The sequence below is a fragment of the Sphingobacterium gobiense genome, from assembly GCF_002980575.1.
In the GTDB taxonomy this organism is placed as follows: Bacteria; Bacteroidota; Bacteroidia; order Sphingobacteriales; family Sphingobacteriaceae; genus Sphingobacterium; species Sphingobacterium gobiense.
In genome coordinates this window covers 1,330,715-1,344,502 of record NZ_PVBS01000002.1, presented here as the reverse complement: position 1 = coordinate 1,344,502, position 13,788 = coordinate 1,330,715, and the positions used below count along the sequence as shown (strand labels likewise).

At 44.2% G+C, this 13,788-nt stretch carries 8 protein-coding genes; 4 read left to right on the top strand and 4 right to left on the bottom strand.

What is annotated here, in order from left to right; genetic code table 11:
- From C5749_RS14410 to fsa, 4 genes are read right to left on the bottom strand one after another with little or no spacing between them, the layout of a single operon-like run.
- On the bottom strand, positions 1-828 hold the full coding sequence (locus C5749_RS14410; RefSeq protein ID WP_105726843.1) for an alpha/beta hydrolase: 828 nt from the start codon (positions 826-828) through the stop codon (positions 1-3).
- Positions 829-864: 36 nt separating this feature from the next.
- Entirely contained in the window at positions 865-1,827 is a 963-nt protein-coding gene (locus C5749_RS14405; RefSeq protein WP_105726842.1) for a transketolase family protein, read from the bottom strand.
- Positions 1,828-1,849: 22 nt separating this feature from the next.
- Entirely contained in the window at positions 1,850-2,701 is an 852-nt protein-coding gene (locus C5749_RS14400; RefSeq protein WP_105726841.1) for a transketolase, read from the bottom strand.
- Positions 2,702-2,716: 15 nt separating this feature from the next.
- Positions 2,717-3,382 carry a fructose-6-phosphate aldolase gene (gene fsa, locus C5749_RS14395; RefSeq protein WP_105726840.1) on the bottom strand — a complete coding sequence of 222 codons (666 nt, stop codon included), beginning with the start codon at positions 3,380-3,382 and terminating at the stop codon, positions 2,717-2,719.
- Between the two features lie 598 nt (positions 3,383-3,980).
- Between fsa and C5749_RS14390 the strand changes: the two genes are divergently transcribed.
- Genes C5749_RS14390 through C5749_RS14375 form a run of 4 tightly spaced genes read left to right on the top strand, consistent with a single transcriptional unit; the run spans position 3,981 to position 13,763 of the window.
- The gene (locus tag C5749_RS14390) at positions 3,981-7,145 is read left to right on the top strand and encodes a SusC/RagA family TonB-linked outer membrane protein (protein ID WP_245893788.1); all 3,165 of its coding nucleotides are present in this window, start codon (positions 3,981-3,983) and stop codon (positions 7,143-7,145) included.
- Positions 7,146-7,156: 11 nt separating this feature from the next.
- Positions 7,157-9,073, top strand: coding sequence for a RagB/SusD family nutrient uptake outer membrane protein (locus C5749_RS14385; protein ID WP_105726838.1), 1,917 nt, complete (start codon positions 7,157-7,159; stop codon positions 9,071-9,073).
- An 18-nt stretch (positions 9,074-9,091) separates the two neighbouring features.
- Positions 9,092-11,971 (top strand): SusC/RagA family TonB-linked outer membrane protein, encoded by a 2,880-nt coding sequence (locus tag C5749_RS14380; protein WP_105726837.1) that lies wholly within the window; start codon positions 9,092-9,094, stop codon positions 11,969-11,971.
- Positions 11,972-11,993: 22 nt separating this feature from the next.
- A complete protein-coding gene (locus tag C5749_RS14375; protein WP_105726836.1) occupies positions 11,994-13,763 on the top strand; it encodes a RagB/SusD family nutrient uptake outer membrane protein in 1,770 nt (589 codons plus the stop codon).
- Positions 13,764-13,788: the final 25 nt, after the last annotated feature.

The window sequence follows — 13,788 nt, the reverse complement described above, 5'->3', positions numbered from 1 at the left end:
TTATTTAAATAGAAGCTGACTGACGTGGTACAAATCATTTTTCCATACGTTAAAATCATGCCCTCCCGGTTCGATGTAATAAATATGGGGAACTTCATGTATCTCTAAATATTCATGGGTACGCTGGGTGAATCGCATCAATCTATCTTGATCCCCACAGGAAATCCAAAGGAGTTTTAATTTATCTTTCGCTTCTTGTGGATTAGGCAACAGTTCTTCTGGCGTCTGGGTATTGGGTGCAGACGAGAAGCCCCCCACCCAGGCAAAAACATCCATATTTCCCAGTCCGAAGTTTAACGCTTGCCCACCTCCCATAGACAAACCGAACAACGCTCGTTGCTCCTGCTCTTTTTTAACAGCGTATTTTCGTTCCACAAACGGAATCAGATCGTCTAGAAGATCACGTTCAAAGGCAGAAAAAGCCTCTACTTTATCGCGCGCCATGATATCGCCGGTTGCTCGGTCATCTTTCATTGCCCGGCCATTGGGCAGTACCACAATCATAGGTTCTATCTTCCCATCCGCATATAAATTATCTAAAATAATATGCGGAACGCCATTTTTAAACCACTCGAGTTCATCCCCGCCTATGCCGTGGAGCAAGTACAACACCGGGTATTTCTTTGATTTATCATATCCCGGAGGGGTATAGATCAATACTTTACGCGTAACGCCAACGGTTTTGGAATCGTACGAAACCGTATCTATTTTGCCTTGGGCAATATCGGTTCGCTGTACATCAAATCCCTCTGGCGCCATTTTTACATTTTGTGCGTTCGAAGCAGTCCATACTAGTACCACTCCTAAGATTAAAATGATCTTTTTCATAACATGTTTATATATTTAGGAATTAGACAACACGGTCTATTGTAATTCCTTCCGAGCCAAAACCTTTTGCACAGCAATAATAATAGCTTCCGCATTCAAACCATATTTTTCCATCAACTGAGCAGGTTTGCCCGACTCGCCAAAACTATCGTCAACCGCAACGTATTCCTGTGGCGTAGGAAATTCACGTACCAATAATTGTGCAACACTATCGCCCAAACCACCAAAACGATTGTGCTCTTCTGCCGTTACCACACATCCGGTTTTCTTGATCGAGTCTAAAATCGCTTCTGCATCCAAGGGTTTGATGGTGTGAATATTGATAATCTCAGCATCTATGCCAAGGCGCTCCAATAACTCCCCTGCTTTGATCGCTTCCCATACCAAGTGTCCGGTAGCAATAATCGTGACATCCCTTCCCTCATTCAACATCACCGCCTTTCCGATTTCAAAGACTTGGTCATACGGTGTGAAATTAGGTACAACAGGACGTCCAAAACGTAGGTAAGCTGGCCCTTGATGATTGACGAGCGCCAAAGCTGCTGCTTTCGTTTGGTTAAAATCACAGGGGTTAATAACTGTCATGCCCGGTAACATTTTCATCAAACCGATATCTTCGAGCATCTGGTGCGTTGCACCATCTTCTCCCAATGTCAATCCGGCATGCGAGGCACATATCTTTACGTTTTTATTGGAGTAAGCGATGGATTGGCGAATCTGATCGTATACACGACCGGTCGAAAAGTTAGCAAACGTGCCTGTAAACGGAATCTTTCCACCGATCGTTAAGCCTGAGGCGATGCCCATCATATTAGCTTCTGCAATACCAATTTGAAAAAAACGCTCGGGGAATTCTTTTATAAAATCGTTCATTTTCAAAGAGCCGATGAGGTCAGCGCATAACGCAACCACATGTTCGTTCTGTCGGCCCGCTTCCACCAAGCCAGCTCCAAAGCCTGAACGCGTATCTTTGGATTCAGTATAAGTATATTTCTTCATTTTTTAGTACCTCTCCTATCTGTTAATAATCTCCCAAAGTTTCCGCATTCTGCGCTAATGCAGCAGCTAATTGTTCGTCGTTAGGCGCAATACCGTGCCATTTGTGCGATCCCATCATAAAGTCAACCCCATTCCCCATTTCCGTATGGAGCATGATCATCACCGGTTTTCCCTTTCCTGTACGGGATTTTGCCAGCTCCAAACCCCGTACAACAGCAGTCATATCATTTCCTCTTTCTATTTCTAACACATCCCAGCCAAACGCTTCCCATTTGGCACGCAGATTACCTAGTGAGAGTATTTGCTCGGTAGGCCCGTCGATTTGCGCTCCGTTATAATCTACAGCGGCAATGACATTGTCCATTTTATTGTGGAACGCATACATGGCCGCTTCCCATATTTGCCCTTCCTGCAACTCACCGTCCCCCATTAATACATAGATCAAACGACTGTCCTGATTCAGCTTTTTTGCCTGTGCGGCACCAAGAGCGACAGAGAGGCCTTGACCTAGCGATCCCGAAGCGACACGAACACCTGGCAACCCTTCATGGGTTGTAGGGTGGCCCTGCAAGCGCGAGTCTATCTGACGAAAAGTTACCAGCTCCGCAGGATCAAAGTAATCTGCTCTCGCCAACACACTGTAAAATACCGGAGATATATGTCCGTTTGATAAGAAAAATAAATCTTCTCCTATGCCATCCAGCTCAAATTCTCGATGACGATCCATCGCTTCAAAAAATAAAGCTACGAGATACTCCGTACAGCCCAGCGAGCCACCGGGATGTCCCGACTGGCAGGCATGCACCATCCGGACGATATCACGCCGTACTTGAGAAGCAATGGCCTCTAGGTTATGGATGCTATTCTTAGTCATTACCATTGTACTGCCTTACTTAATCTGTTTTGCTACACGTTCATGATCCGCCAAAAATTGCACTAATCCGCTATCCGTTAACGGATGGTTGACAAGCGACATGATTACGGATAAAGGCCCTGTCATCACATCGGCTCCGATTTTGGCACATCCGAGAAGATGAGCACTGTGTCGAATAGATGCGGCGAGAATCTTTGTGGCGAATCCATAATTATCATAGATTTCACGTATTTCTTCTATGAGCGCCAATCCGTCCACGGAAATATCATCTAACCGTCCAATAAACGGCGACACATAAGTCGCTCCAGCCTTCGCTGCCAAAAGTGCCTGTCCCCCCGAGAAGACCAATGTACAATTGGTTTTGATTCCCTTCTGGCTGAAATATTTAATCGCTTTCACACCGTCTTTGGTCATCGGCACCTTGACGACAATCTTATCGTCCAAAACGACTAATTCTTCTCCTTCTTTAATCATCTCCGTGTATGTGGTCGAAATTACTTCCGCACTCACGTCGCCTTCCACGATCGCACAAATTGCTTTATAATGATTTCTAACATTTTCATCTCCGCTTATCCCCTCTTTTGCCATAAGCGATGGATTCGTTGTTACACCATCCAGAACTCCTAAATCTTGCGCCTCTTTTATATCGGCAAGATTTGCTGTATCTATAAAAAATTGCATATTCTTATATCTATTTAAATGCGTGTGTGTTCATCAGTCAGCTCATGGCTAAATTACAAACTTGCTTGTCGCTTTATCAATAAACCCATGACAGGATTCGATAAAAAACCGATAATATAACTAAAAAAGACATAATTGAAATAAATAGAAAGGGATATGCAACATTTACGAAGGAGAAATCACCTGTCCGTTATTAAATCTCCTCATTTTATAAATCAAAAAAGAAAACAAATTTTATAAATATAAAACACTGATAATACGACACTTACAATCATATGTTACATACAGAAATCAGAATGAAACGAGAAAATTTGAGCACGTAAGATGTTTTATTGACATTTATCCTCATAAACCTGAGCATCTTCATTGCTAACAGAAATAGAGAACTCGGAAACAGCGCTTTATTTGTCTTGGTATAACAGTGATAAATTTAGCGCGAGAAGCAGTAACTAATTTATATAACCATTTTAAACAAGTAATATGCGTAAGATAAACAGTCCATAAACCTATTCATTCGCAATAATGTATTTGAGGGGCACAGGAATATTTTTAACCAATTTGTGCCTTTACTAAAAATTAATAATCAATTAAATAAACTATGATGATAGAATCTACTAATTCTCCTTGGAGATATTGGGAGAGTTTTTGGGGGCTCTCCCGTCGGTCGTTGATTATCCTTTTTTTAGGGTGGATCAGTGCTATAACGATTGCTTTTGCCCAAAATACCCGCACTATCCAGGGTATAGTGGTCGATCAAGACCAAAACCCTGTAGAGAATGCGAATGTTGTTGTAATGGGCAGCAACATCGCGGCGTCCACCGATGTAAACGGCGCTTTTATCTTATCACGCGTACCACAAAACGCAACAACAATAGTGGTTTCTAAAGTTGGCCACAGCCGTGCCGAAGTAACGATAGGCATTCAAGATCAGCTGCGTATCATCATCAACAATGAAAGTATCGAGATCGAAGAGACGATCGTCGTGGGGTATGGAACGCAGAAGAAAGAAAGTCTGGTAGGCGCGATCGCACAAACCACCGGTGAAGTGCTTGAACGCACGGGAGGCGTCACTAATCTCGGAATGGCTTTGACGGGCAATTTACCTGGACTGGTGACCTCTAGCTCTTCTGGTATGCCGGGTGGCGAAGATCCACAGATCTTAATCCGCGCACAAACATCCTGGAACAGTAGCTCTCCCCTCATTTTAGTCGACGGTGTCGAACGGTCTATGAGCGCTATCGATATCGCCTCAGTCGAAAGCATTTCTGTACTAAAAGACGCTTCCGCCACCGCCGTATTCGGTGTAAAAGGAGCAAATGGCGTCATCCTTATTACCACCAAACAGGGACGATCCGGAAAGGCTGTCATCCGTGGCCGTGTGAACACCACAGCAAAAGTTGCTTCGCGACTGCCAGCAAAATATGATGCATACGATGCTCTTTCACTGCGTAATCGGGTCATCGAGAATGAAATTATCGTTGACCAAATCGGATGGGGAAACATACGACCCGAAGAAATATTATTAAAATATCGGTATCCAGCCAATGCCGAGGAGTGGGATCGATATCCCAACGTGGATTGGGAAAAGGAACTTTTTCGATCACATGCCATGTCCTACGGCGCGAATGCCAACGTTTCAGGTGGAACGGATTTCGTCACCTATTTCGGGTCGGTCGATTATGTAAGAGAAGGAGATTTGTTCAAGTCGTTTGAAAACAACAGGGGCTATACTTCCAATTACGGGTATAATCGCGTCAATGTACGCAGTAACTTAGATTTCAATCTCACCAGTACCACTAAATTCTCGACAAAGCTGTTTGGTTCAAATGGTGTACGTCAATTTCCTTGGAATTCGGGTGCCCAAACCGACAATGCATTCTGGGCGTCCGCATACCGATCGTCTCCAGATGCGATGCGCCCAATTTATTCTGATGGCACATGGGGTTGGTATGCCCTCCGAAATGCAGATGTGCCCAATTCAGTTTTCAATCTAGCCGTTTCCGGGTTAGAGAAGCGAACCAATACCCAATTGACAACCGATTTTATTATTACGCAAGATTTGAGTATGGTTACCTCCGGGCTTAGCTTCCGGGCTAACTACTCCCTAGACAATACCTTTGTCGAACATGAAAGGGGAATCAATGATCTATACAATGGTCCGCCACGCAAATGGATAAACCCCGAAACGGGCTCAATAACTTGGGAAGAACAAGTTGATGGGTCCACGCAACTCGATTATTCCGATCGTATCCGTTGGACGACCGCATCTGGTGCCCTAGATAAAGGAGCAACATATCGTCGTATCAATTACTCTGCCCAATTAAACTACAACCGACAGTTCGATAAACATGATGTGGGTGTAATGGGCTTGTTCTTAAGAGAAAAGTTTGCTGTTGGGAGCATGTTTCCGCGTTATCGCGAGGATTGGGTGTTTCGAACAACTTACGCTTATGACTCCCGTTATCTTTTCGAAGCAAACGGCGCTTACAATGGTTCGGAAATGTTTGGCCCGGATTATCGCTTTGATTTCTTTCCCTCACTTTCTGCCGGTTGGGTAATCAGCAACGAAAAATTCATGCAAAGCCTTCCATTCATCAATACTTTAAAAGTCCGCGCATCTTGGGGGAAAATCGGTGACGACAACGTTAGTGGGCGTTGGCTGTATAGAGACCAATGGGCATTTGGCGGTAACGCACAAATGGGTAGCCCTATTCAAAATACTCCATTTACTTTTTATCGGATTACGGATTTAGGTAACCCAAATATCTTTTGGGAGAATGTGGAAAAACGTAATCTGGGCATCGATTACTCCTTCTTAAATGGGATGCTCTCTGGCAGTGTCGATTTCTTTCGGGACTTAAGAACCGACATTATTATCGACGGAAATGGACGGGCTATTCCCAGTTATTTTGGACAAACTGCGGCGAGGGCCAATCTCGGAAGTGTGCGCGGACAAGGCTATGAACTGGAATTAAATTTCAATCATCGGTTTGCCAACGGCCTACGCTTATGGGCTAACACCAACATGACACATGCAGTTAATGAAGTATTATTTCGCGATGATCCAGAGTTATTACCTGCTTATCGGAAGCAAGCCGGATGGCAACTGGGACAACACAGAACCCATATCGATCATGGACATTTAGCTAGTTGGGACGATATATACGGTAGCACCGAACGCACCTCGAATAATCATTTAAAATTGCCTGGCGATTATAACATTATCGACTTTAACGGCGACGGTATCATCGATCTATTCGATTCCGCGCCTTACGGTTATTCGGGTTCTCCACACAATACCTATAATGCGAGTATAGGTGCCGAGTGGAAAGGCCTAAGCCTGTTTTTACAGTTCTACGGAGTGAACAATGTATCTCGAACGGTAGACTTTCCGACCTTCAACACGTATTCGGGGTCAAACGTCGCGTTTGTGGAAGGTAGCTATTGGACGAAAGAAAACGGTGGTGGCGATGTTCCCCTTCCTAGGTGGGGTACACTTACGCCTTACGCCGGAAATGCTACTCGCTATCTGTATGATGGATCTTATGTGCGCCTGAAAAATGCGGAAGTAGCTTATACGCTCAGTGGACAAATTGTAAACAGATTAGGGATCAATGCCTGTAGAATCTATGTAAACGGAAATAATTTGCTTTTATGGACAAAGATGCCGGACGACAGGGAATCAAATTTCGCAGCCAGTGCGGGTGGTGGAGCGTACCCCACCGTACGTCGCTTTAACTTGGGTCTGGATATAACCTTCTAAAACTAGCTAAAATGAGAACATATTTTAAAAAGATATTATGGCAATTCGTTGTCATATCCACATGTTTAGGTGCCAGTTCGTGTCAAAAATATCTTGATAAATCGCCGCTTGCGGATATTGACGAAACGGAAGCCTTTAAAGATTTTCGGAATTTTCAGGGATTTACCGAAGAATTATATAATTGCGTCCCCGTGATTACCGCCATTGGTTCGCACAATAACTGGAATTTTGGAGACGAAGAAATGTGGGAACCGACGGAAACGCGGCTACTTGCCTATAATATAGACCATGGAGATTATTGGGCATGGAATACCGCAATTTTTGGGTCCTGGTTCAAATCTGGCGGAAATCCGAACAATCAGGTTCGCGAGAACAAAGGAAACCTGTGGGGACTATCTTGGTATGGCATACGTAAAGCCAATATCGGGCTAGCCAATCTAGATTTACTAATCGATGCGACGCCGGAAGAAAGACGTCTGATTGAAGGACAATTGTATTTTTTCCGGGGATGGTTTCATTTTATGCTTATGCAATATTGGGGCGGTTTACCTTATATCGATGTGGTGCTGCCTCCAGATGAAGCACCAAGGGTCGTTCGGTTGAATTATCATGAAACGGCAGAGAAAGTGGCTGCCGATCTTCGGAAAGCGGCTGATCTACTTCCCGTATCTTGGGATGAAACCGCTGTAGGTCCCACCATCGGAAATACTGATCGTCGGGCAAATAAGATCATGGCCTTAGGATTCCTGGGGAAAAACCTATTGTTGGCTGGGAGCCCACTCATGAACGAAGAATCTACCGGCGAGCGATCTTATCATACGGAATATTGCAAACGAGCTGCAGATGTATTTGGAGAAGCCTTGAATCTTGTAGAATCTACTGGCCGTTACCAATTGATTCCCTTCTCGCACTATTCGCGCATTTTTTACACCTTTAATCAAAATTATGCCATTCCAGGCTCTGTGGTCGTAAATAATCAACGCTACACAGAAGCTATTATGATGGAAAATCCAGCGAATGTTCCCGACAATCGTTTCCGATGGAACCAGGTCAATGACTATCGTCCGATGACCATTAATGGCTCCGGAATCAAAGTGTATCCTACGGCAAATTATGTGGATTATTACGGTATGGCTAACGGTCTCCCTATAAAAAATCCGACGCAGGCAGATCCCGAATCGGGATATGATCCGGAGTATCCTTGGCGGGACCGCGATCCGCGTTTCTATCATGACATTATGATTGACGGCGAAAAAGCAATCAACAACGGTGGTCTTGTTGGCAATAACGAGTATCGACAATACGCCAGTCTGTTTACCGGGGGGCTTTACCGCACTGACAACCCAACTAAAGCGGTGTTCACCGGTTATATGTTCTCCAAATTCGTCTCCAAACAGATGAATCAATGGGAAGGATTTGCCGATGGAAATGCTGTTCTTTTGAGTCTACTACGCCTATCTGATGTATATTTAATGTATGCCGAAGCGGCATCGGAAGGGTATAATTCTCCAACCGGGAAAGCGGCCGGTTATAGTAAAACCGCTGTAGACGCCGTTAATTTTGTACGAGATAGACCGGGACTCGGGGTGGGTCATGTCGCTCCTCAGTTTTTAGTCTCGCAAGAAGCGTTCCGGGAAGAATACAGGCGAGAACGCGCTGTCGAGCTGGCCTTTGAAGGACATCGATTCGTAGATCTTCGTCGCTGGCTTCTGCTCTCCGAACGCCCTTATACCTATAAGAAAGGGATCGAGTTTGATCGAGCCACACCCAACGACGAAGTATATGCCGATCCGAGAAACGCACGGGTAAGAAATTTCCGACAAACGATTTTATTCGAGAGACACTACACCAAACGACATTATTGGTTCCCATTTCTCGTAGACGACATCAGTATATACGAAGAGTTTCCTCAGAATCCAGGTTGGTAGTATAAAATTCTAGCTAAAATGATGAAAAAACATATAAAAGCTTGTTGTGTCTTTATTTCACTCTCTTTAACGACGGTTGGATTACAGGCACAAGAAGTTGTAGAAAATAGGTCACAGACGAAACCAGACAGTTCCATCCATGTGGCATTCGGGAAAATCAACGAAAGAGACGTGTTAGGTGCCGTCACTTCTGTGGATGTTTCTTCCCTGATAGACAAAAACTATAGCACCTATAGCTTAGACAATTTAGAAAGTTTCGTGAGCGGATATAGCGGGAATATCTGGGGACAGTCACCGCTTATTTTAATCGATGGAATACCACGCCGTGCAGAAGATGTCCGGATGGTCGAGATAGAATCCATCACCGTATTAAAGGATGCGAGCAGCGTTGCTTTATATGGGAGTGCGGGTTCCAAAGGTGCTATACTGATCAATACACGCCGGGGATCGATCAAACCGCTCAGCATTGACGTCCGAGCTAACACCGGAATATTAGTTCCGAAGCGCTATCCTACGTATCTAAGTGCGGCAGAATACATGACGCTTTACAATGAAGCCTCACGCAATGACGGTATTGCAGAGCGGTATACGCCCGAAGCGATCTATAATACGACGGTAGGGTCAAACCCTTATCGGTATCCGGATCTTAATTTTTTCTCGGACGAATATTTAAAAAAATATTCGTCTAGATCTGATATAACAACGGAAATCTCAGGCGGGAATGAGCGCGCCCGTTATTATACCAACATTGGGATGTCTCACTTCAATGATATCCTTAAAGTTGGAGAAGGCAACAATAACAAAGACCTCACCTTCAACATCCGTACGAACGTGGACATGAACCTTACGAGTTGGCTAAAAGCTTCCACAGATGCCGTCGCTATCATAGCAGATAACAACTATGCTAGAGGTAACTTCTGGGGTGCCACGGCAAATATCCGCCCTAATCACGATGGATTTCATCCTTTTGTTCCTATAGATCGGTTAGATCTTACCAATCCTGATCTCCAAGCTATCGTTCAAAACAGTAATCACATTATTGATGGCAAATACTTGTTAGGCGGATTATCCAATATGCAGACAAATGATCTTTCGCAAATGATCGCATCCGGCTACATTAAGAACAGAAATCGAACTTTTATGTTCAATGTCGGTGCGGAAGCAGATTTGAGCAGCATCACACCGGGTCTAAGTTTCAGCACCCGTTACAGCATGGATTATACGACGCGTTACACCGAAGGATATAATGTACCCTACGCTACGTATCAACCTCACTGGCAAATGGTCGATGGTCAAGAAATGATTACCTCGCTGACTAAATTTGGTAATGATGGGAACAGTACCAATGAGTTCATCGGTACCTCATTATATTATCAGACGATGTCACTCACATCTCAATTCAGTTATCAACGCACCTTCAATCAACATCATAACGTGACCGGTACCTTATTAGGATGGGGTTATATGCGTCAGTTCTCTAGTGACGTCGATACCAATCAGGGTGGAAGCGACTACCAGCCTTTTCGAAATACCAATCTCGGTATCCATGCCGGTTACAATTACAAACAACGGTACTATATCGATTTTACGGGATCTGTTGTTCATTCCGCCAAACTGTCCAACGACAACCGAAGAGCCCTTTCACCCAGTGCGACACTCGGTTGGCGAATCAGCGAAGAAGATTTTTTTAAAAACCAAATATCATTCGTAGATGATCTCAAATTAACCGCTTCTTATGCTTCTTTAAAACAGGACTTGGATATCACCGGCTATTACCTTTACCGCGAAAATTATGGCAATAGCACTGCGGAAGGTGCTTTGGGTGCATGGTATCAATGGCGAGACGGAGGCACCACGGGTGGTGGTGGTGCCACTGTTCTCTCTGGTCGTGGGGCTAACCCGAACCTAACCTTTGTGGAGCGCAAAGAGTTCAGAATTGGTTTAGATGCATCGCTTTTAAATAACCGCATCCAATTAAATGCCAACTATTTCAGACAATACACCAACGGTTTGCTTACTCGAGGAGACGCTACAGTTTTTCCATCTTATTTTTTGGGCAATGGAGATTTCCGGCCTTGGCTTAATTTCAACAACGATATGCGTACTGGAGCTGACTTGTCTTTAAATCTCAACGATAAAATTGGTAATGTAGAGTATTCTCTAGGCTTCGCGGGGATGATCTACAACTCCAGAGCAACAAAGAGAGACGAGGTATACGAAAATGAGTATCAGTATCGGACAGGGAGACCATTAGACGCTTCTTGGGGATATATTGCAGAAGGATTTTTCCAGAACCAATCCGAAATCGAAAACCATGCCCGACAAACTTTTGGCGGAGACTTGAAACCTGGTGACATCAAATACCGGGATATCAATGAAGACGGTCTGATCGATAGTAGAGATCAGGTTGATCTGGGACATAATGGTGGGGCCGTCAATCCGTTTAGTTACGGATTGAACATAACCCTAAAGTGGAAAAACCTAACGTTTTTTGCACTAGGGTCAGGACACGCCGGAAGTATTGGCTTTAAAAACAACGCCTACTATTGGGTAAGAGGATTAAGTAAATACGCTGAACCCGTTTTGGGTCGTTGGACGGAAGAAACGGCAAGTACGGCGACTTATCCACGTTTAACCACAACCGGCAATAATAATAATTTCCAAAATTCCACTTTTTGGATGTACAAAAACAATCGTTTTAATCTAAACCGTGTACAGTTTACCTACGACTTCGACGAACATCTATTTCAAAATTCGTCGGTTGTCAACCGCATGAGCGTTTATGTAAACGGGGATAACCTACTCGTTATTTCAAAAGAGCGAAAAATGATGGAAACCGGCTTTGGAAGTGCGCCGCAAATGCGGTTTTATAACGTAGGAGTTAAAGCTTTCTTTTAAATCTAATCAAACGTATTATAATATGAAAACGAAGTTATTCATGATCGGTATCATCGCTGCAACGTTAAGTAGCTGTGAAAAGTGGTTAGAACCCGATCCCGAAAATATAAGAAATGCTGAGCAAATGCATGTTGATACACATTTTGCACAGGGTTTTGTAACGACTGCGTATAGAGCCATTCCTGGTTATTACAATAATAGCGATTTTGCTACAGACGATGCCGTTACTAATCAACGTACAAATTCCTTTCTGCAAATGGCTACCGGCTCTTGGAGCGCTGCCAACAATCCATTAAGTGTTTGGAACCAATCCTATGCCACCTTATTATATCTTCACCAATTTTTGGAAAATTCACATGAAATAAAGTGGGCGGAAGACGAAGAAGCGACTGCACTTTTTAACATGCGATTGCGAGGAGAGGCGTACGGTCTACGAGCATTATATATGTACTTCCTGTTACGTAATCACGCTGGTTTCACGCCGGATGGACAACTACTGGGCGTTCCTATTGTGAGCGAATTCTTACCCGCCACCGCGGATTTCAATACGCCTCGCGCTACTTTCGCAGCCTGCTTAGATCAGATATACCATGATCTAGACAGTGCCGAACGGTTTTTGCCCCTAGAGTACGATGATATCAGTAATGCTTCTCAAATACCCGAACGGTTCACTTCGATAACACAGAACGCCTCCACTTATAACCGCGTTATGGGTAGATACAGTCGTCAGCTTTTTAATGGACTTATCGCTAAATCTTTTCGAGCAAGAACAGCCTTGTTAGCTGCTAGTCCGGCCTTTCAGCATTCGTCTAATCCGGTGACCTGGGAAGACGCCGCCAATGCAGCGGCAGCAATTATTCAGTATAAGGGTGGTGTTGATGCTTTGCCTGCTAATGGGCTGACTTTTTACAATAATGTCAATGAAATAGATGGTTTAAGTGATGGTAACAATCCACCCGAAATGATCTGGCGAGAAAACATCCAAGCAAACAATGGTGATCGCGAGGCTCAAAATTTTCCTCCATCATTATATGGCGAAGGTTTAACAAACCCGACACAAAATTTAGTAGATGCGTTTCCGATGGCCGACGGATATCCTATCGATCATCCAAATAGCACCTATAACGCGGACAATCCTTATTCCGGGCGCGATCCTCGCCTGAGTTATTATATCATCTACAACGGTAGTACAGCAGGTGTTACAAATGCCGCTATCTATACGGGGAGTGCTTCCGCCACTGACGATGGATTGAATAAACTGGCAACGTCTACCAGGACCGGTTACTATATGAAGAAAGGGTTGCGGATGGATGTCAATAGAACACCGGGCAATATCGTGGGGAGAAACCGTTACACGCCACGTATTCGATATACAGAAATGTATTTATCTTACGCGGAAGCAGCGAACGAAGCATGGGGTCCAACGGGCACCGGAACCCATTCGTTTTCCGCATACGACGTTATCAAAGCCATACGTCAAAGAGCTGGTGTAGGGACGAGTAATAATGATCCCTATTTAGAGGAGTGTAAAGCTGATAAAGAAAAGATGCGGGAATTAATTCGAAATGAACGCCGATTAGAACTGTGTTTTGAGAGTTTCCGTTTTTGGGATCTTCGCCGCTGGAAGCTCGGTTTGACAGAAACCGCTCGTGGCTTAGATGTAAACGGAACGAATTATACACCGACGACTGTGGAGGTACGATCCTATCAAAACCACATGTATTACGGTCCCATCCCATTTTCCGAGATACTCAAATACAACAACCTAGTACAAAACGCCGGTTGGGAATAACGTAAAGGTTAATTTAATTTTAGAA

Bases quoted from the DNA above. Each gene is read 5' to 3' on its own strand.
- C5749_RS14375 (WP_105726836.1), top strand. From the start codon at position 11,994: ATGAAAACGAAGTTATTCATGATCGGTATCATCGCTGCAACGTTAAGT.
- C5749_RS14400 (WP_105726841.1), bottom strand. From the start codon at position 2,701: ATGACTAAGAATAGCATCCATAACCTAGAGGCCATTGCTTCTCAAGTA.
- C5749_RS14385 (WP_105726838.1), top strand. From the start codon at position 7,157: ATGAGAACATATTTTAAAAAGATATTATGGCAATTCGTTGTCATATCC.
- C5749_RS14380 (WP_105726837.1), top strand. From the start codon at position 9,092: ATGATGAAAAAACATATAAAAGCTTGTTGTGTCTTTATTTCACTCTCT.
- C5749_RS14405 (WP_105726842.1), bottom strand. From the start codon at position 1,827: ATGAAGAAATATACTTATACTGAATCCAAAGATACGCGTTCAGGCTTT.
- C5749_RS14410 (WP_105726843.1), bottom strand. From the start codon at position 828: ATGAAAAAGATCATTTTAATCTTAGGAGTGGTACTAGTATGGACTGCT.
- fsa (WP_105726840.1), bottom strand. From the start codon at position 3,382: ATGCAATTTTTTATAGATACAGCAAATCTTGCCGATATAAAAGAGGCG.
- C5749_RS14390 (WP_245893788.1), top strand. From the start codon at position 3,981: ATGATGATAGAATCTACTAATTCTCCTTGGAGATATTGGGAGAGTTTT.